15 protein-coding genes and 2 pseudogenes are annotated in these 18,660 nt (G+C 72.4%); 7 read left to right on the plus strand and 10 right to left on the minus strand.

Going from position 1 to position 18,660, the window contains the following annotated elements; all coding sequences use genetic code 11:
- Nucleotides 1-36 precede the first annotated feature (36 nt).
- From AC4IHM_RS02440 to AC4IHM_RS02450, 3 genes are all read left to right on the plus strand, one after another.
- On the plus strand, nt 37-591 hold the full coding sequence (locus AC4IHM_RS02440) for a sigma-70 family RNA polymerase sigma factor (protein ID WP_490865427.1): 555 nt from the start codon (nt 37-39) through the stop codon (nt 589-591).
- A gap of 141 nt (nt 592-732) precedes the next feature.
- Entirely contained in the window at nt 733-1,248 is a 516-nt protein-coding gene (locus AC4IHM_RS02445) for a hypothetical protein (protein ID WP_490865428.1), read from the plus strand.
- Nucleotides 1,249-1,450: 202 nt separating this feature from the next.
- A complete protein-coding gene (locus AC4IHM_RS02450) occupies nt 1,451-2,101 on the plus strand; it encodes a zf-HC2 domain-containing protein (protein WP_490865429.1) in 651 nt (216 codons plus the stop codon).
- A gap of 3 nt (nt 2,102-2,104) precedes the next feature.
- Here the strand turns inward: AC4IHM_RS02450 and AC4IHM_RS02455 are convergent, their stop codons facing one another.
- Both AC4IHM_RS02455 and AC4IHM_RS02460 read right to left on the minus strand, forming a co-directional pair.
- Entirely contained in the window at nt 2,105-2,968 is an 864-nt protein-coding gene (locus AC4IHM_RS02455) for an Fpg/Nei family DNA glycosylase (protein WP_490865430.1), read from the minus strand.
- A 41-nt stretch (nt 2,969-3,009) separates the two neighbouring features.
- A complete protein-coding gene (locus AC4IHM_RS02460) occupies nt 3,010-5,100 on the minus strand; it encodes a SpoIIE family protein phosphatase (RefSeq protein WP_490865431.1) in 2,091 nt (696 codons plus the stop codon).
- A gap of 123 nt (nt 5,101-5,223) precedes the next feature.
- Between AC4IHM_RS02460 and AC4IHM_RS02465 the strand changes: the two genes are divergently transcribed.
- Nucleotides 5,224-6,645, plus strand: a complete 1,422-nt coding sequence (locus AC4IHM_RS02465) for a lipase maturation factor family protein (protein WP_490865432.1) — start codon at nt 5,224-5,226, stop codon at nt 6,643-6,645.
- A gap of 46 nt (nt 6,646-6,691) precedes the next feature.
- Here the strand turns inward: AC4IHM_RS02465 and AC4IHM_RS02470 are convergent, their stop codons facing one another.
- From AC4IHM_RS02470 to AC4IHM_RS02495, 6 genes and pseudogenes are all read right to left on the minus strand, one after another.
- Nucleotides 6,692-7,081, minus strand: coding sequence for a glycosyl hydrolase-related protein (locus tag AC4IHM_RS02470; protein WP_490870740.1), 390 nt, complete (start codon nt 7,079-7,081; stop codon nt 6,692-6,694).
- A 72-nt stretch (nt 7,082-7,153) separates the two neighbouring features.
- Nucleotides 7,154-9,716, minus strand: a pseudogene (locus AC4IHM_RS02475) (alpha-mannosidase); the annotation flags it as partial.
- Between the two features lie 108 nt (nt 9,717-9,824).
- Nucleotides 9,825-11,111, minus strand: a complete 1,287-nt coding sequence (locus tag AC4IHM_RS02480) for a glycoside hydrolase 5 family protein (protein WP_490865433.1) — start codon at nt 11,109-11,111, stop codon at nt 9,825-9,827.
- A gap of 31 nt (nt 11,112-11,142) precedes the next feature.
- Nucleotides 11,143-12,039, minus strand: a complete 897-nt coding sequence (locus AC4IHM_RS02485) for a carbohydrate ABC transporter permease (protein ID WP_490865434.1) — start codon at nt 12,037-12,039, stop codon at nt 11,143-11,145.
- On the minus strand, nt 12,036-12,953 hold the full coding sequence (locus AC4IHM_RS02490) for a carbohydrate ABC transporter permease (protein WP_490865435.1): 918 nt from the start codon (nt 12,951-12,953) through the stop codon (nt 12,036-12,038). Before AC4IHM_RS02490 ends, AC4IHM_RS02485 begins: the two co-directional genes overlap by 4 nt.
- A 6-nt stretch (nt 12,954-12,959) precedes the next feature.
- Nucleotides 12,960-14,256: pseudogene (locus AC4IHM_RS02495) on the minus strand (ABC transporter substrate-binding protein).
- Between the two features lie 215 nt (nt 14,257-14,471).
- Between AC4IHM_RS02495 and AC4IHM_RS02500 the strand changes: the two are divergent.
- Both AC4IHM_RS02500 and AC4IHM_RS02505 read left to right on the plus strand, forming a co-directional pair.
- Nucleotides 14,472-15,518, plus strand: coding sequence for a LacI family DNA-binding transcriptional regulator (locus AC4IHM_RS02500; RefSeq protein ID WP_490865436.1), 1,047 nt, complete (start codon nt 14,472-14,474; stop codon nt 15,516-15,518).
- Nucleotides 15,519-15,660: 142 nt separating this feature from the next.
- Nucleotides 15,661-17,016 (plus strand): amidase, encoded by a 1,356-nt coding sequence (locus tag AC4IHM_RS02505; RefSeq protein WP_490865437.1) that lies wholly within the window; start codon nt 15,661-15,663, stop codon nt 17,014-17,016.
- Between the two features lie 10 nt (nt 17,017-17,026).
- Here the strand turns inward: AC4IHM_RS02505 and AC4IHM_RS02510 are convergent, their stop codons facing one another.
- On the minus strand, nt 17,027-17,509 hold the full coding sequence (locus tag AC4IHM_RS02510; protein ID WP_490865438.1) for a GNAT family N-acetyltransferase: 483 nt from the start codon (nt 17,507-17,509) through the stop codon (nt 17,027-17,029).
- 43 nt (nt 17,510-17,552) lie between these two features.
- Complete coding sequence (locus AC4IHM_RS02515; protein ID WP_490865439.1) at nt 17,553-17,729, minus strand: hypothetical protein; 177 nt, start codon at nt 17,727-17,729, stop codon at nt 17,553-17,555.
- Between the two features lie 473 nt (nt 17,730-18,202).
- Between AC4IHM_RS02515 and AC4IHM_RS02520 the strand changes: the two genes are divergently transcribed.
- A complete protein-coding gene (locus tag AC4IHM_RS02520) occupies nt 18,203-18,646 on the plus strand; it encodes a hypothetical protein (protein WP_490865440.1) in 444 nt (147 codons plus the stop codon).
- Nucleotides 18,647-18,660: the final 14 nt, after the last annotated feature.

Here is an 18,660-nt window from a genome sequence, read left to right on the forward strand (position 1 = left end):
CTGTCCCCGAACGGCACCCTGAGATGCCATACGGCCATGACGGCCGGAATCACCCTGACGGACAGGACGCACGGGACGACCGCCGAGCACGAGCTTGCCGCACTGCAGCGCGAGCACGGCCGGCCGCTCTTCGCGCTGCTGCTGCGGCTGAGCGACGGCGACCGGCAACGCGCCGAGGATCTCGTGCAGGAGACCCTGGTGCGCGCCTGGCAGCACCCCGAGGCCCTGCGCGCCGACGACTTCGACTCCGTACGGCCCTGGCTGCTCACCGTGGCCAGGCGACTCGCGATCGACGCGCGCCGGGCCCGGCAGGCGCGGCCCCCGGAGGTCGGCGACGCCGTGCTGGAGAACGCGCGCGTCTGCGCCGATCACGCGGAACGGGCCGCGGCCGCCCTCGATGTGCGCGAGGCCGTGAAGACACTCACACCGGAGCACCGTGAAGTCCTGGTGCTGGTGTATTTCCAGGGGGCGAGTGTGGCCGAGGCCGCGGTTGCCCTCGGCATCCCGACCGGTACCGTGAAGTCCCGCGCTTACTACGCGCTGCGAGCCCTGCGCAGAGTGCTACCGGGATACGCCGCCGACCTGCGGTGAAACCGACCGTATGGTCAAGCCTCCGTAAAGCGCCTTGCCCAGGACCCCCGTTGAGTAATCGGCTGTCCTCATCCGTGTTCCGGACGGGGGTCCATGACCCGGGTCGGGCGACGCGCACGCACCGGAGGAAGGCAGGAAGGGATGCTGCACAGAGGGCACGAGAGCACGGACGGCACCGGCGGGGGCGAACTGACCGTCCCCATGGCCTGGTTGTACGCCGAGTACATCGCCGACGAGCTGCTGCGGACCGGCGACCTGATGCCGCCCACGTCCTTCGAGTTCCGCGCCGGGCGCGACGCCCTGGCGCTGACCGTCTTCCTGTCCGACACCGAGAACGAGCTGAGCGGCATCCGGGTCGTCACCCACCTGGAGACCTGGCTGTCCCTCACCGCCTACGACCAGCCGTGGCACGAGTGGGTGCGCGCACGGCTGGCCGAGGTCACGGCCGAGGTCGTCGCCGCCGGGCGGTACTCGCCCGACCTGGAGCTGGCCCGCGCCGCCTGGCGCTGGCTCCAGGAGACCGAACTGCTCGCCCCGGACCTGAACGCGGTGCCCGGTGGAGCACCGGTGACCGGGGAGGACGAGGGACCGAAGGTGTGGACGCCGGCCTGGCAACTGGGCCTGCCGCTGGGCCACCTCGCCATCCACCTCTTCTAGCTCTTCCGGGCGGGCCGGGGCGGTTTCCCGGGTGCGCGGGCCGGCGCACGAACTTCTTCCAGGACGGACCAATCCACGGGCTCGGCCGCTCCGAACCCCTAGGTTGCGATTCGGTATCCGGCTTGAGTGTTTCGGCTGTCGGGTGCGTACGGGTGGGAGCAAGGAGTGACACCACCCGCACCCAACGGCACGAGGATTCGGCATGAGGTCCCTGGAAAGGCATCGTGACGTCGGCGCCTACGCGCTCGGCGTGCTGGACGAGGCGGACGCGTTCCGCTTCGAGGACCACCTCATGGAGTGCCCCCGGTGCGCGGCCCAGGTGACCGAATTCGGCCCCGCCGCACGTCAGTTGATGCTCTACCGGCAGGCCACGCCCCGACTGGTCAGCCCGCTGACCCGGCCCGGACCGCGACTCCTCGACCGGCTGCTGTCCGAGGTGGCCGCCCGGCACCGGGCGGGCCGCAGGCGGATGCTGTACGCCGTGGCCGCCGCGATCGTGTGCGCCGTGGCGGGCCCCGGCGTCGTGCTCTGGGCGGGCCAGGCCGACTCGGCGGTGCGGGTCACCGCGACCGACGAGCGCTCCGGGGTGTGGGCGCAGCTCACGACCGAGGACGAGGTGTGGGGCACCGAGGTGGAACTCGAGGTCAAGGACGGGGCGGGGCCGCGCTCGTGCCGGCTGATCGCCGTCGGCCGCGACGGCACGGAGCAGACGGTCACCAGTTGGAACGTCCCCGGGCACGACGCCCGGCCGAACACGATGCACGGCGGGGCCGCCCTGCATCCCGACGAGATCGCCCGCTACGAGGTGCGGACCTCGGACGGGAAACACCTGGTGACGCTGCCGCCGGGGTGAGCCTCACTTGAGCAGCCGGGACAGCCTGCGGTCCGCCAGCGGCTTGCCGCCGGTCTGACAGGTCGGGCAGTACTGGAGCGAGGAGTCGCTGAAGGACACCTCGCGAATGGTGTCGCCGCACACCGGGCAGGGCTCGCCGGCCCGGCCGTGGACCCGCAGTCCGCTCTTCTTCTCGGCCTTCAGCCGTCCGGCCGCGACGCCCCGGGAGCGTTCGACCGCCTCGGTGAGCGTGCCGCGCAGGGCGGCGTACAGCCGCGCGGTCTCCTCGTCGGTGAGCGAGGCGGCCAGTTTGAAGGGGGACATCCTCGCGGCGTGCAGGATCTCGTCGCTGTAGGCGTTCCCCACGCCGGCGATCAGGCTCTGGTCGCGCAGGGCGCCCTTGAGCTGCCGTCGCTCGCCGTCCAGGAGCGCGGCGAAGCGCGCCTCGTCGAAGCCGTCGGCGAGCGGGTCGGGCCCGAGCCGGGCCACGCCCGGCACCTCCCGCGGGTCGGCCACGACATACACGGCGAGCCGCTTCTGCGTGCCCGCCTCCGTCAGGTCGAAGCCGGCCCCGCTCTCCAGGGCGACGCGCAGCGCGAGCGGGCCCTTGCCGGGGCGGGGCAGGCCGCCGGGAAGGCTGTCCCGCCAGTGCAGCCAGCCCGCGCGGGCCAGGTGGGTCACCAGATGCGGGCCGCCGGCGGTCTCGATGTCGAGGAACTTGCCGTAGCGGTGCACGGCGGCCACCTGGTGGCCCTCCAGGGCGGTGAGCGGCGGGTCGTACGTCTTCAGGACGCTGATCGCCACGGGCAGGACACGGACGATCTCGCGACCGGTGAGGTGCTCGGTCAGAAAATCTCTGAGCGCCTCGACCTCGGGCAGTTCGGGCATGTGTCCAGGGTGCCACCGAGGGCGGGCGATGTCAGCGCGGATCAGTCCGCGCGGTGGGGCACCACGAACTCGGACCACACGCACTTGCCGCCGCCGCGCGCCTCCACACCCCACTGGTCGGCGAGCGTGTCGACCAGGAGCAGCCCTCGCCCGGAGACCCCGTCCTCCCCGACCTCGCGGCGCCGCGGCAGGGCGCTCGATGAGTCCTCTACCTCGACCCGCAGCCGCCGGTCGGTCCCGGTGAGCAGGCGCAGCGTGACGACCGCGGAGCCCTCGGTGTGCATGAGGGCATTGGTCATCAGCTCGTCGGCGACCAGTTCGATCTCGTCGCTCTGGTCCTTGGCCCCCCAGGACCGGACCGCGGCACGGATCATGTGCCGGGCCTCGGTGAGGGCCTCGGGGTCGCCCGGGGACACGTGCTGCTGGACCCGGCCGAAGGTCCGGGGGGCGCCCAGCCCGTGGCGGCGCAGCACAAGCAGCGCGACATCGTCGTCGCCGCGGCGTTCGTCGGCCACGTCGATGAGCCGGTCGGCGAGGTCCCGTACGTCCTGCGGTCCGGAGGTGATCAGCGCCGTGAGGACCTGCATCCCCTCGTCGAGGTCGGCGCCGGGCTGCTCGACCAGACCGTCGGTGCACAGCAGCAGGGTGTTGCCCGGGTCCAGTTCGAGGGTGGCGACCGGGTAGACGAGCCGCCCGAACTCGGCGGACAGGCCGAGCGGCAGCCCGCCCTCGACGAAGACCTGACGGCAGGAGCCGTCGGCGTACCGCAGCAGGGGGTCGATGTGTCCGGCGCGGACCACCTGGACCACACCGGTGCCGAGGTCGACCTCCGCGTACAGGCAGGTCGCGAAGCGGTCGGTGTCGAGTTCGTGCAGGAAGACCGAGGCCCGTGCCATCACCGTGGCCGGGGGGTGGCCCTCGGCGGCATAGGCGCGCAGCACGATGCGCAGTTGGCCCATGACGGCGGCGGCGTGCGTGTCGTGGCCCTGGACGTCGCCGATGACGGCACCGACGCGTCCGCCGGGCAGCGGGATCAGGTCGTACCAGTCACCGCCGATGTCCCGGCCGAAGTCGCCGCCGATGGAGGCCCCGCGGTAGCGGACGGCCACGTCGCAGCCGGGCACGCTGGGGATGGTGCGCGGCAGCATGGCCTGCTGGAGGCCCTCGGCGAGGTCCATCTCCTGTTCGTAGAGCATGGCCCGCTGGAGGCTCTGCGCGATGCCGCTGCCGAGCGCGACGAGTACGTTGCGGTCCTGCGGGGAGAAGCCGCGCCGGTCGCTGTAGAGCAGCCCGATGGCGCCGATCGGCCGGGCCTGGGCGATCAGCGGCAGGTAGGCGGCCGCGGTGATGTCGAGGTGGGTGATGTGCTTCCACAGCAGCGGGTAGCGCTCCGCGAAGTCCTCGGGCGACTCGATGAAGCGGGGGCTGAGGGTGCGTACGGCCTCGCTCATCGGGTAGGGCTCGTCGATCCGGGTGACGCGGGTGCCGGGGACGAAGCTGTTCTCGGGGCCGTCGGCGACCAGCCGGATGCGGCCGGCCTCCACCAGGCCCATCACCAGGCTGGTGGCGCCGAGCCGGGTGAGGCCGTGGGTGTCCCGCAGGACGTCGATGACGTCGTCCACCGTGCGGGCGTGCGCGAGGGCGGCGGTGGCGAGCTGGACGACGTTGGTGAGCCGGCGGCGGGCCTCGTCCTGCGCGTCCTGCTCGCGGCGGCCCTGGATGTCGCCGACCTCCTGGGTGGCGTCGCGCACGATGCCGATGATCCGGCGGGGGCGGCCGGTCTCGTCGCGGCGGATGTAGCCCTGGGTGCGGGTCCAGCGCAGGGTGCCGTCGCGGCGGCGCAGCCGGAAATACGTGCCGTAGTTCTCGCTGCCGTCCTTCATGGCCTGGGCCACGATGGTGTCCATCCGGCGGCTCTCCGCCGTGGGGACACGCGCCGACAGCGACTGGGGCCGCCCGTCGAACTCCTCCGGGCGCAGGTCGAACACCTCGTGGGCCTGGGCGTCCATGTGGAACAGTCCGGTGTCCAGGTCCCAGTCGAAGCTGCCCATGCGGTTGAGCGCCAGGATCGGGTCCGGGTGGGCGGGCCAGTCGTCCGCGAGTGACTGGTCACTCGCTCCCCGATCAGCCATGGTCCCCACCTTGCCAGGGTTCGTCCGATTCTTCGACTCCTGTTCCGCCGCCCGGGGCCACCGATGACCGACCCGTGCCCGACCGGGGTACACAGAGCGCAACCGTACGAGAGGAGCGCGGCCGTGGAGTGGTTCGCCGCACCGGACTACTGGCCGGCCCGGCTGGTCTTCCAGCGGGGCCTGGCCGCCGTGTATCTGGTCGCGTTTCTCGCGGCGGCCCGGCAGTTCCGGGCGCTGATCGGCGAGCGGGGCCTGCTGCCGGTGCCCCGCTTCGTCGAAGGGGTGCCGTTCACCCGGGCGCCGAGCCTGTTCCGGCTGCACTACTCGGACCGCTTCTTCGCGGTCTGCGCCTGGACGGGCTGCGCGGTGTCGGCGGCGCTGCTGGCGGGGCTGGACTCGCTGCTGCCGCTGTGGGGCGCGATGCTGCTGTGGCTGGTGCCGTGGGCGCTGTACCTCTCGATCGTCAACGTCGGACAGACCTGGTACTCGTTCGGCTGGGAGTCCCTGCTGCTGGAGACCGGCTTCGTCGCCGTGTTCCTGGGCAACGACGAGGTGGCACCGCCCGTCGTCGTGCTGTTCCTGCTGCGCTGGCTGCTGTTCCGGGTCGAGTTCGGGGCGGGGCTGATCAAGATGCGCGGCGACGAGTGCTGGCGCAGGCTCACCTGTCTGGACCACCATCACGAGACCCAGCCGATGCCGGGTCCGCTGAGCTGGTTCTTCCACCACCTCCCCCGGCCCCTGCACCGCGTCGAGGTGGCCGCCAACCACGTCACGCAGCTCGTGGTGCCCTTCCTGCTCTTCACCCCGCAGCCCGTCGCGACGGTCGCCGCGGCGCTGATGATCGTGACCCAGCTGTGGCTGGTGCTGTCGGGCAACTTCGCCTGGCTGAACTGGATCACCATCGTGCTGGCCCTGTCGGCGGTCCGGTTCCCGGCCGATCCGCCGGCCGTGTCCGCGGCGCCGCTGTGGTACGAGGCCGTGGTCCTCGCGGCGGCGGCACTGCTGGTGTTCCTCAGCCACCGGCCGGTCCGCAACATGATCTCCCGGGGCCAGGTGATGAACCGCTCCTTCGACTCCCTCCACCTGGTCAACACCTACGGCGCGTTCGGGACGGTCGGCCGGGTCCGCTACGAGGTGGTGATCGAGGGCACCGCCGACGAGGTGGCCCGCGAGGACTCGCACTGGCGGGAGTACGAGTTCAGGGGCAAGCCCGGCGATCCGCGCCGTTGGCCGCGCCAGTTCGCGCCGTACCATCTGCGGCTGGACTGGCTGATGTGGTTCGCCGCGCTGTCCCCCGGGTACGCCGGATCGTGGTTCGGCACCTTCGTGGAGCGGCTGCTGGAGAACGACCCCGCCACGCTGAAGCTCCTGCGCCGCTCCCCCTTCCCGCCCGACGCGCCGCCGCGCTTCGTGCGCGCCCGGCTGTTCCGGTACCGCTACACGACATGGCGCGAGCTGCGCGAGACGGGCGCGTGCTGGGAGCGGACGTATGTACGGGACTATCTGCCGCCGACCCGGCTGAGCCGGGTGCCGGAGCGGTACTAGACCTGTCGGGCGACGCGGGCCCGGCTCCCCGGGCCCGCGGGTCGCGCTACGCGCGCGTGAGGCGCAGGGTCATCAGCTGGAAGGGGCGCAGCCGTACGGCGATCCGGTCGCCGTCGGCCTCGACCGCGGGCTCCTGTCCGGCGAGCGGGCGCTCCAGCAGGTCGGTGACCGCGACGCCCGCGACCGGGAAGCCGGCCGTGAGGGTGGCCCCGGCCCGGCCGCCGTGGGCCTCGTGGAAGCGGACCACGACATCGCCGCTGCCGTCGTCGGCGAGCTTGACCGCGGTGACCACGACCGCGTCCCGGTCGACCGTCACCAGCGGCGCGACCTGTCCGGCGCCGGTGACCCGCCGCTCGGGCAGGTTGATCCGCCAGCCCTCGCGGACGGCGTCGCCGATGTCCGCGCCCGGCACCAGCGCGTGCCGGAACCGGTGCACGCCCTGGTCGGTCTCGGGGTCGGGGAAGCGCGGGGCGCGCAGCAGGGAGACCCGGACCGTGGTAGTGGTACCGGCGTCGCCGTCGGTGCGGACGGTGCGGGTGACGTCGTGGCCGTAGGTCGAGTCGTTCACCAGTGCGATGCCCCACCCCGGTTCCGCCAGGTGGACGAAGCGGTGGTTGCAGGCCTCGAACTTGGCTGCCTCCCAGCTGGTGTTGGTGTGGGTGGGCCGGTGGAAGTGCCCGAACTGGGTTTCCGACGCGTACCGTTCGGCGTGCACGTCGAGGGGGAAGGCGAGCTTGAGGAACTTCTCCGTCTCGTGCCAGTCGACCTCGGTGTCCACCTCCAGCCGCCGCTCCCCCGGTGCCAGGGTGAGTACCTGGGTGACGCGGGAGGAGCCGAAGGAGCGGACGATCCGCACCGAGGCGCCGTCGTCGCCGGGGGCGATCTCGTCGGCGTCGGTGAGGTCGGTGACCGTGTTGCGGTAGAACTCGTCGAACGTCCCAGGCGTCCCACATGTTGGGGAAGTCGGGGTGGAGCTGGAGCAGATTGCCCGCCGTGCCCGGGGCGATGGTCTCGCGGTCGGCGGCGATGTCGTACGCCGACACCACCAGGCCGCGGCCGTCGATCTCGACGCGCAACAGGCCGTTGTCGAGGACGTGGCCGCCGCCCGGCCGGGGCGTGCGCTCGGTGCGGCCCTCGGCGACGGGGGCGCCGGCCGCGCCCGCCGGGACGCCGGCCCGGGGGTGCGGGGCGGAGTTGAAGAGCAGCGGGGTCTCGCCCTCGCCGGCCAGGGCGCGCTGGGCGGCCTCGACGATGCCGTTCAGCTCGGCGGCGACGCGGTCGTAGGTCGCACGGGCCTCGCGGTGGACCCAGGCGATGGAGGAGCCGGGCAGGATGTCGTGGAACTGGTGCAGCAGGACCGTCTTCCAGATGCGGTCCAGGTCGTCCGCCGGGTAGCGGAATCCGGTGCGCACGGCGGCCGTGGCCGCCCACAGTTCGGCCTCCCGCAGGAGGTGTTCGCTGCGGCGGTTGCCCTGCTTGGTCCTGGCCTGGCTGGTGAGGGTGGCGCGGTGCAGTTCGAGGTACAGCTCGCCGACCCAGACGGGCGGTTGCGGGTTCTCGGCCTCGGCCTTCTCGAAGAAGGCGCGCGGACTCTCCCAGGCGACGGTCGCCGAGCCTTCGAGGTCGCGCAGCCGGGCCGCCTTGGCGATCATCTCGCGGGTGGTGCCGCCGCCTCCGTCGCCCCAGCCGGTGGGGGCGAGGGAGTGCCGGGCGACGCCCTTGTCCTTGAAGTTCTTCGCCGCGTGGGCGATCTCGCTGCCCTTCATGGAGCAGTTGTAGGTGTCGACGGGCGGGAAGTGCGTGAAGATCCGGGTGCCGTCGATGCCCTCCCAACGGAAGGTGTGGTGCGGGAACTTGTTCGTCTGCGACCAGGAGATCTTCTGCGTCAGCAGGTACTTGGCGCCGGCCGCCTTGATGATCTGCGGCAGGCCGGCCGCGAAGCCGAAGGTGTCGGGCAGCCACGCCTCGTCGTTCTCGACGCCGAACTCGTCGAGGAAGAACCGCTTGCCGTGCACGAACTGCCGGGCCATCGCCTCCGAGCCCGGCATGTTGGTGTCCGACTCCACCCACATGCCGCCGGCCGGCACGAACCGGCCGTCCGCCACGGCCTTCTTCACCCGGGCCCACACCTCGGGCCGGTGGTCGCGCACCCAGGCCCACTGCTGGGCCTGCGACATGGCGAAGACGAAGTCCGGCTCGTCCTCCAGGAGGGCGGTCATGTTGGAGGTCGTGCGGGCCACCTTGCGTACCGTCTCGCGCAGCGGCCACAGCCACGCCGAGTCGATGTGCGCGTGACCGACGGCGCTGATGCGGTGCGCGGAGGGGACGGCGGGGGCGGACAGCACCTCGGTGAGCCGGGAACGGGCCCGCTCTGCGGTGCCGTTGACGTCCTGGAGGTCGATGGCGTCCAGGGCCTTGTCGATCGCGCGCAGTATCTCCCAGCGGCGCGGCGAGTCCACCGGCAGCTCGGCCATCAGCTCGCCGAGCACCTCCAGGTCGAGCACCAGGTGCCACACGGTCTCGTCGAGGACGGCGAGGTCCATGCGGGTGAGCGTGTACTGCGGCTCGCTGCCCGCGGTGTCCTTGTCGCCGAGCCGGGTGGGCAGGAAGGGGTGGTAGTCGAGGACGACCGGATTGGAGGCGGCCTCGATGTGCAGGCGCACCTGCTCGCCGCCGTCGGCGGGGGCGCCGATCCGCACCCACTGGTTGCGCGGGTTGAGGCCCTTCACCGGGGTGCCGTCGGGCCGGTAGACCAGGCCCTCGCACTGGAAGCCTGGCATGTTCTCGTCGAAGCCGAGGTCGAGGAGCGCCTCGACCGTCCGCCCGGCCCACTCCTCGGGGACGGTGCCGGTGACCCGGAACCAGCTGGTGCCCCACGGGGCTCCCCAGCGGGCGCCCACCTCGATGGGCTCGGGTTCGGCGGCGAGTCCCTCCTCGACCGGCACGGGCTCGCCCGGCGCGTGCCACACCGCCACGTCCAGGGGCACGGACTCGGGGTAGAGGGCGGGGCGGACGCGCTCGTCGAGGACGCGCTTGAGGCGGGCTTCGACCAGGTTGCGGTCGTCATGCATGCGGGTGCTCCGGGGTCGGGGGCGGGTGGTTGCCGGGGGCGGGTCGCGGTGACGGGGGCCGACGTCAGGTACAGCTCCCCCACCGCGCGCGCTTCGAACCGTGCGAGGTCACGGGCGGGTGTCCGCCCGGCGGGCGTCGGGTCGGTGCGGGGCGTCAAGCACCTGGTCGGGGGTGACGACCTCGGTGATGCCGCGCGCCGCGAGGTGCTGCGTGTCGGCGGCGCGCGTGTCGAGGACGGTGGTCGGGCGGGCGCCGTCGGCGACCAGTCGGAAGAAGGCGTCGAAGACGGCGCCGCCGGGGGCGCAGGCCGGGCGCGCGGCGGGGTCGGCCGGGACGGCCAGCGCGGTGGTGCGCGGGGCGGGCGCGGGCCTGGTTCCCTCGCGTGCCGCACGGGCGGCGCGGGCCAGCACCCGTGCCGTTTCCTTGGGGCGGCGGTCGTTGGTCAGCAGGCCGAGCCCGTACTCCAGCTCGGGGAAGTCGGCCAGCGCCCGGGACACGTCGTGCGAGCACCACCAGGTGACGCCCCACAGGCCGGGGCAGTCCAGGGCGTTGTCGACGGTCGCCTCGGTGAAGGCGGCGGCGTGCTCGGCGGGGACGAGGGGCGCGGGGGCACCGACCTCCTGGAGCCAGACCGGGCGGTGCGGGTCGTCGGCCCAGGCCTTGCTCAGCTCGATCAGATACGCGGCGTGGTGCTCACCGGGCACGGAGGCGCGGCCGTGGCGCTGGGCGGTGCCGTTGAAGACCCAGGAGTGCACGGCCGTGACGGCGCCCCGGCGGGCGGCCTGGGCGGGCGTGAAGGGCTGGTCGTCCTGGTACCAGGTCGCGTCGTACTCGGCGTGCAGGTGCATGCGGCCGGGGGCGCCCTCCTCGCAGGCGGCCAGCATCCGCTCAAGCCAGGCGTCGATCTGGGCGCTGGTGGCCCGGTCCGGGTCGGGGTGGGGGCCGGCGGAGAACTGGTTGACCTCGTTGCCGAGGGTCATGCCGAGGAAGTTCGGCCGGCCGGCCAGCGCGGCGGCGAGGGTGCGCAGGTAGGCGGCCTGGCCGTCGATGACCTCGGGGTCGGTGAACAGATTGCGGCGATGCCAGGTGCGGGTCCACGCGGGTACGAAGTCGAAGCTGCTCAGGTGGCCCTGGAGACCGTCCACGTTGACGTCGAGACCGCGTTCGGCGGCGGCGTCGGCCAGTTCCACCAGCTGCTCGACCGCGCGCTCGCGGATCAGGGCGCGGTTGGGCTGGAAGTAGGGCCACAGCGGGAAGACCCGGATGTGGTCCACGTCCAGCGCGGCGACCGAGTCCAGGTCGGCGCGCACGGAGTCGAGGTCGAAGTCGAGCCAGTGGTGGAACCACCCGACGCTCGGGGTGTAGTTGACGCCGAAGCGCACGGCAGGAGGCATGCGGTGTCCTTGTGGGGAGGAAGTACGTGGATCAGCCCTTGACCGCGCCCTCGCCGACGCCGCGGAAGAAGTACCGCTGGAGGCAGGCGAAGAGGACGATCAGCGGCGCCACGGCGATGATCGTGCCCGCGGCGACGAGCCGTTCGTCGTTGGCGAAGGTGCCGTGCAGGTAGTTGAGGCCGATGGTCAGGGTGAACTTGGAGGGGTCGCTCAGTACGATCAGCGGCCACAGGAAGTCGTCCCAGGCGCCCATGAAGGCGAAGATCGCGACGACGGCGAGGGTGCCCTTCACCGCGGGCAGCGCGATCCGTGTGAACCGCTGCCAGACGTTGGCGCCGTCGACGTAGGCCGCCTCCTCGATCTCGTAGGGGAGGCTGAGGAAGGCGTTGCGCATCAGCAGCACGTTCAGGGCGCTGACGCAGCCGGGCAGCACCACCGCGACCAGGGTGTTGTTGAGGCCCAGCTCCCGCATGGTGGTGAACTGGGCGATGATGATGCCCTCCACGGGCACGAGCATCGCCAGGATGAACACCAGGGTGGTGACGCGCCGGCCGCGGTAGCGCAGCCGGGCCAGGGCGTATCCCGCGAGGGCGGCGCCGACGCAGTTGGTGACGACGTTGGCGGCGGCGACCTTCAGCGAGTTCAGGGCGTAGTCCCAGACGGGGATGGTGTCGGCGACCCGCGCGTAGTTGTGCGTGGTGGGGTCGGAGGGCAGGAACTTCGGCGGGGAGCCGAAGATGTCCTCGGTGGGGCCCTTGAGCGAGGTGGACAGCTGCCACAGGAACGGGCCGATGGTCAGGGCGAGGACGCCGAGCAGCAGCAGGTAGCGCAGGGCGAGTTCCCAGATCCGTACCCGGCGGCCGTGCTCGTCGGTGATCCCGGGTTGCCGCTTTGGGACGGCGGGCCGGGGCTCTTCGGCGACGCTCACGACTCCTCCTTCCGGTCCGCGCGCAGGACGAGCAGCATCAGGGCGACGGTGACGACGAAGACGACGACGGAGAGGGCGGAGGCGTAGCCGACGCGTCCGGTGAGGCCGGTGCCGGTGCGCTGGACGAGCATGACGAGGGTGGTGTCCTCGCCGGCCGGGCCGCCGCTGGGGCCCGCCATCAGGTACACCTCGGAGAACACCTTGAAGGCGGCGACCGAGGAGAGGGCCGCGACCAGGACCATGGTGGAGCGGACGGCGGGCACGGTGACGGTGAGGAAGCGGCGGACCGCGCCCGCTCCGTCCACGGCGGCGGCCTCGTGCAGTTCACGCGGCACGTTGGCGAGCGCCGCCAGATAGATGATCATGTAGTAGCCCAGGCCCTTCCAGACCGTGACGGCCATGGCGCTGAGCAGGATCAGCCACTGGTCGCTCAGGAAGCCGACCGGACCGGCGCCGACCGTCTCCAGCAGGGAGTTGACCAGGCCGCGCTCGTCCAGCAGCCACACCCAGATCAGCCCGACGACGACGATCGAGGCGACGACCGGGGTGTAGAAGGCGGAGCGGAAGAAGGTGATGCCGGGGATGTTCTTCTGCACCAGCAGGGCGAGCAGCAGCGGCAGCAGGACCAGCGCGGGGACGACCCCGAGGACGTACAGGGTGCTGTTGCGCAGGCCGATCCAGAACATGTCGTCGTGGAGCAGCTCGCGGAAGTTGGCGAGGCCCACGAACTCGCCCGGGACCAGGGTGCGGCGGTCGGTGAAGGAGTTGACGAGGGTGGAGACGAACGGATAGAGGATGAACGCGCCGGTGATCAGCAGGCCGGGCGCGGCGAACAGCCAAGGACTGGCCGGTAGTTGGCGCCGTACACGCCGGGTGCCGCCGGCCGGGGTGCCGGGGAGGGTGGGGCTCGCCATGGTCTCTCAGCCCTGCTGCTGGAGGAGCCGGTCGCACGCCTTGACGGCGTTGTCCAGTGCCTCCTTGGGGCTCTGCTTGCCCTGGAGCGCCTTGGCGACCTCGTTGCGCAGCTCGGTCTTCATCTGCTCGCTGAACAGCACGGGCGTGTAATTGACGGCGTTCTTCAGCGACTTGGCGGCGGCGACCCGGACGCGGGTCTCGTCGGTGCCGTCCTCCTTGGTGAAGTACGGGTCGTCGAGCGATCCGGCGGTGCTCGGGAAGATGGCGACCTGCTTGGCGAAGGACATCTGGTGCGCCGCGTCGGTGACGTAGTGCGCGAAGGCGACCGCGGCGGGCTTGTGGCTGCTCCTGGCGTTGACCATCAGGCCCATCACGTACATGTTGACGTGGCCGGTGCTGGTGATCTGGTCGGTGATCCCGATGTTCTTGTACAGACTCGGGGCCTGCTTCTTGAAGTTGGCGAGGTCCAGCGCGCTGCCGGGGTTCATGGCGACGGCCCCGGTGAGGAACTTCTTCCCGGAGGACTCGGGGGTGGCCGTGAGCGCCTGCGGGTCGAGGGCCTTGGCGGCGTACAGCTCCTTGTAGTGGGTGAGGAGTTCGACCCCCTTGGCGTCGTCGAAGGCGAAGGCGGTGCCCTCCTCGTTCATGAGCGGTACGCCGTAGCGGCCGAAGTCCTCGACGGTGGGCACGTTGGCGAGCGTGGCGACCTCGCCGCCGGTCTTGTCGGCGATCTTCAGGGCGGCGTCGAAGACCTCGTCGTACGTCTTGGGCGGCTGCTCGGGGTCGAGCCCGGCCTTCTCGAAGAGGGTCTTGTTGTAGAAGAGCGGGCCGGTGTTGAGGTACCAGGGGAAGGCGTACGTGCCTTCCGTGCCCGGTATCCGGTGGCTGGCCCAGGCGCCGTCCAGGTACTCCTTCGCGTACTGGCCGGCGGCCTTGTCGAGGTCGAGGGCGAGGCCGGCCCCGGCGAGCGGGGCGACGAGGTCCGGGGAGACGTTGACGAACGTCGGGCAGGGTGCCGCCGGCGGCGTCGGCGCTGATCTTGTCGGCGTAGCCCTCGCCCGGCTGGTCGACCCACTTGACGTGGGTGCCGGGGTGCTCCTTCTCGAAGCCGGCGATCAGGTCCTCGAAGTAGTCCTTGAAGTTGGCCCGCAGGTTCCAGGTCTGGAAGGCGATGTCGCCCTCGACCTTGCCCGAGGCGTCGGCCGAGCCGCCGCCGTCGTCTTGCGAGCCGCAGGCGCCGAGCGGCAGGACCAGGGCCGCGACGATGGCGGCGGCGACGAGTGTTCTGCGCGAGGTGGGCACGGTGACACGTCTCCCTGAAGACGTCGACGGTGGGATGGCAGCGACCATGCACGGCGATTCCGCGGGAAGTCAATGGATTCATCGGAACTAAAGAAGTGCGGAGTTCATTAGTCCAGGTCAGAGTGGATATCACCGGAGACTTGCCGCGATCACTAATGCGCTTTAGGATCTCTCCACTCAAGCGCTTTAGCTCATGCCCGGGGAAAGGGGCGTCCATGCCGGCCAAGCGGCCTGCCGCACGCCGGCCGACGATGAAGGACATCGCGCGCCGGGCCGGGGTCTCCGAGAGCGCGGTCTCGTTCGCGCTGAACGACCGGCCCGGGGTCTCCGAGATCACCCGGGACCGGGTGCGCCGGGTCGCCGAGCAGTTGGGCTGGCGGCCCAGCACGGCGGCGCGCGCGCTGTCCGGGGAGGGCGCGGCGACGGTCGGCTTCGTGCTGGCGCGGCCCGCGCACACCCTCGGCGTGGACTCCTTCTTCCTGCAACTGGTCTCGGGCATCCAGGAGGTGCTGGCGCGGCGTCATCTGGGTCTGCTGTTCCAGGTGGCGCGGGATGTCGACGACGAGTGCGCGGTCTACCGGCGCTGGTGGGCCGAGCACCGGGTGGACGGTGTCCTGGTGGTCGACCCGCGCACCGACGATCCGCGCCCGGACCTGCTCGACGGACTCGGGCTGCCCGCCGTGGTGATCGGGGGTGCGCCGGACGAGCGGCATCCGGGACTGTCGACGGTGTGGGCGGACGACGCGGGCGCGATGGCCGCGCTGGTGGACGGGCTGCACGCGCTCGGCCACCGGCGGATCGTGCACATCGCCGGGCTGCCGGGCCTGGCCCACACCGAGCGCCGGATCCGTGCCCTGCGCGCCGAGGCGGGGCGGCGGGGCCTCGGCGAGGTCCGGTCGGTGACCACCGACTACTCGGACGCGGAGGGCGCCGCCGTCACCCGCCGGGTCCTTGAGGCCCCCGCTCCCCCGACCGCCCTGATCTACGACAACGACGTGATGGCCGTCGCCGGGGTCGCCGCCGCGGCCGGACTGGGCTACTCGGTGCCGGCGGACGTGTCCGTGGTGGCCTGGGAGGACTCGGCGCTGTGCCGCATGGTCAGGCCGTGTCTGTCCGCCCTGTCCCGGGACAGCGTGGAGTTCGGCCGCACGGCGGCGACGGAACTGACCGCCCTGCTGGACGGCGGCCCGGCCCGCACGGTGCGGGTGCCGGTGCCGCGGTTGATCGAACGGGACAGCACGGGGCCGGCCCGCCCGGCCTGAACGGGGCCGAGCGGTGGACCGCCGCCCGGCCGGAGGCAGTCCGGCGGGACGTGCCCGCGCCTGTCGACACGGGCGCCCTGGACGGGCAGCGTGCTGCTTCATACTCGTCAGTAGTCCCGTTGCCGCGCCCCGAGGAGCCCCCGTGACCGACTGGGCCGGACGGACCGCCGTCGAGATCGCCGCCGCCGTGCGCGAGAAGCGGGTCACGCCCCGTGAGGTGGTGGCGGCGCATCTGGCCCGCGTCGAGCGGCTGGACGGCCGCGTCGGCGCCTTTCGCGTCGTGCGGTCCGCGGCGGCGCTCGCCGAGGCCGAGGAGCTGGGCGCCCGGGGCGATCTGGCCCGACTGCCGCTGGCCGGCGTGCCGGTGGCGGTCAAGGACAATCTCGCGGTGCGCGGCGAGTCCACCCGCAACGGCTCCGCCGCGACGCCCGACACGCCCGCCGGGGCGGACCACGTCACCGTGGCCCGGCTGCGGGCGGCCGGCGCGGTGGTGGTGGGGCTGACCAACGTGCCCGAGCTGTGTGTGTTCGCCACCACCGAGGGCGTGCACGGCACCGCCCGCAACCCGTGGGACACCGAGCGCTCGGCGGGCGGTTCGTCGGGCGGCGGCGCGGCGGCGGTGGCCGCCGGGATGATCCCGCTCGCGCTCGGCAACGACGGCATGGGCTCGCTGCGCATCCCGGCGGCCAACTGCGGTCTGGTCACGATCAAGCCGGGCCACGGCGTGGTGCCGGCCGGCATCGGCGAGGGCGACTGGTTCGGCATGGCCGAGAACGGGCCGCTGGCCACGACGGTCGAGGACGCGCGCCTGATGCTGGCGGTCCTCGCGGACGACCTCACGGACGGCGGGCCCCCGCGCCGTACGGACACCGCTGCCCTCCGGATCGCCGTCTCCCCGCGCAGCCCGCTCGCCGGCGTCCGCGCCTCCCGCCCGTACGCGGACGCCGTCCGCGAGGCGGCCGGGGTGCTGATGAGGGCGGGGCACCAGGTACGGCGGGCCGACCCGCCCTATCCGGCGTCGCTGGGCCTGACCGCCCTGACCCACTGGACGGCCGGCACCGCGGTGGACGCGCGCGGACTGGACCGGCGGCTGCTGGCCAGGCGTACACGGGTGCACGCGGCCCTCGGACGGCGCTTCGTGCGCGGGGTGGCGACCGGCGAGGGGCGTCAAGCGCTGCGTGGACGCCTGGAGCCGTTCTTCGCCGAGTACGACGTGCTGCTCACGCCGGCGCCGGCCCGCCGCTCCCCCAAGGCGGGGCCCTGGCACGAGCGGGGCTGGCTGCGCAACGTGGTGGCCGACTCGGCGTACTCGCCCTTCACCCCGCCGTGGAACCTGACCGGCCGGCCGGCGCTGGTGGTGCCGCTGGGCACGCTGCCCTCGGGCGCTCCCGGTGCCGTACAGCTGGTGGGGCGGCCGGGGTCGGAGGCGGCGCTGCTGGAGCTGGCGGAGCGGATCGAGGCGCTGCGGCCCTGGCGGCGGACGGCCCCGCTGCTCTAAAGGGCGGGTCCTACAGCGCCCGGTACATGATGTGCAGGCCGACCCGCCCGTGCCGCGGGTGGTCGAAGGCGTCCGGCACCGTGCCCAGGATCGTGAAGCCGAGCAAGGTCCACAGCCGCACCGCCGGGTTGGTCTCGACGACGGCGTTGAAGACCATGCCCCGGTATCCGTCGGCTCGGGCGGCGGCCAGGACGTGTTCGGCGAGGGCCCGGCCGGTGCCGCGTCCCGCCCGGTCGGGGTCGACCATGAATCCGGCGTTGGCGATGCGGGCGGCGGGGCCGCCGTAGTTCGGGGTGAGATAGGCGGAGGCGACGACGGTGCCGGTCTCGTCCTCGGCGACGTAGACGCGCTTGGCGGGGTTCATCCACAGGGTCCGGGCGTCCGCCTCGCCGGTGTGCGGGTCCCAGGTGTAGCTCTCGCCGGCCGCGACGATGCGATGCCAGAAGGGCCAGATGCGCGGCCAGTCCTCGGACGTGGCTTCCCTGATCGGCATGGGCGTGAGTCTCGCACGCCCACGCGTCCCTCGGTGCCGCGGGTCAGTCCACGCTGGGCAGGATGTGGGGCTCGGCGAGGTCTTCCTCGTAGCCCGCGAGGCGGATGGGGGCGGAGCGCGCCCACACGTCGAGGCTGCCGATCTCTCCGGGTCGGCGGCCCGCACGCTGGGTGCGTTCCTTGGGGCGTTGTTCTGGATTCGTCGTCGTCTCCGGTGTCACCGCGCACTCCTTATGTGTCGGGTCACCCTCGGGGCCTGTCGGCCAGTCTCCTGTCCGGCACCAGGCGCCCGCTCGGGTGTGAGTCGAATGCTGCTCGGACGCGGTGGCGCCGGTCACTCGTGCGAGAGCAGGCCGTTGTGAACCGGCTTGTCCCATGACGGACCATGGGTGTGGGTAGTGCCCTGTACTGCCGTCCGTCCGCTCCAGACTAACCAAATGAGCGGGGGTGCGCTCTATGGGGCTCAAAACATGGCGGAACCATTGCCCTTTCACCCATGCGCAGTTGGCCCGAGTCTGCCCCGGTTCATCCGCTTGCGCACCACATGCAGCTCACCCGTTCGGCCTATATCGCCGACCGCGCCTTCGAATACCGCCGGCGACGGGTCGCGCAGTTCAGTCGCCGTTGGCTGCGGCGCAAGCTCGCCATGGTCTGCTGCCCGTCGGCAACGGCTGTCTCGTGGGAGGACCGAGGCATGGAACTGCGCAGCGTCGAGGAGCTGATGGACCTGCTGTACGCCTGCCGGGGCGAACGGCCCGCCGCGGAGCACGACGGCGGGCCCGTGGACCTGCACGAGCACGCGCTGCGGACCGCCGCGCTGCTGCGCAGGCGCCGCCCGGCCGACAAGGAACTCCAGGTCGCCGGCCTGGTCTCGCCCGTGGGCCGGCTGCTGTGGCCCGGCGGTCCGGCCGGCCGGACCGCCGACGCGGTGCGCCCGCTGCTCGGCGCCCGCGTCGCCCGTCTGCTGCGCCGGCACGCCGGTGCGGAGGGCCGGGTCCACGACGACGACCTGGTCAGCCTGTGCCTGGCGGAGGAGGAGGCCCGCACCGCCGTCTTCGACGCGGGGGTCCTGGAGGACTGGCGTACGGTGCTGGAGCTGACGGCGGCCCGCAACGCGCGGCTGGGCGCCGTCGACTGAGCCGGCGCCGGGCC

The sequence above is a fragment of the Streptomyces sp. SL06 genome (genome assembly GCF_058244745.1).

Excerpts from the sequence above, each read along its gene's own strand:
- AC4IHM_RS02440 (WP_490865427.1), top strand. The coding sequence starts at position 37 with ATGACGGCCGGAATCACCCTGACGGACAGGACGCACGGGACGACCGCC.
- AC4IHM_RS02445 (WP_490865428.1), top strand. The coding sequence starts at position 733 with ATGCTGCACAGAGGGCACGAGAGCACGGACGGCACCGGCGGGGGCGAA.
- AC4IHM_RS02450 (WP_490865429.1), top strand. The coding sequence starts at position 1,451 with ATGAGGTCCCTGGAAAGGCATCGTGACGTCGGCGCCTACGCGCTCGGC.
- AC4IHM_RS02455 (WP_490865430.1), bottom strand. The coding sequence starts at position 2,968 with ATGCCCGAACTGCCCGAGGTCGAGGCGCTCAGAGATTTTCTGACCGAG.
- AC4IHM_RS02460 (WP_490865431.1), bottom strand. The coding sequence starts at position 5,100 with ATGGCTGATCGGGGAGCGAGTGACCAGTCACTCGCGGACGACTGGCCC.
- AC4IHM_RS02480 (WP_490865433.1), bottom strand. The coding sequence starts at position 11,111 with ATGCCTCCTGCCGTGCGCTTCGGCGTCAACTACACCCCGAGCGTCGGG.
- AC4IHM_RS02490 (WP_490865435.1), bottom strand. The coding sequence starts at position 12,953 with ATGGCGAGCCCCACCCTCCCCGGCACCCCGGCCGGCGGCACCCGGCGT.
- AC4IHM_RS02500 (WP_490865436.1), top strand. The coding sequence starts at position 14,472 with ATGCCGGCCAAGCGGCCTGCCGCACGCCGGCCGACGATGAAGGACATC.
- AC4IHM_RS02510 (WP_490865438.1), bottom strand. The coding sequence starts at position 17,509 with ATGCCGATCAGGGAAGCCACGTCCGAGGACTGGCCGCGCATCTGGCCC.
- AC4IHM_RS02520 (WP_490865440.1), top strand. The coding sequence starts at position 18,203 with ATGGAACTGCGCAGCGTCGAGGAGCTGATGGACCTGCTGTACGCCTGC.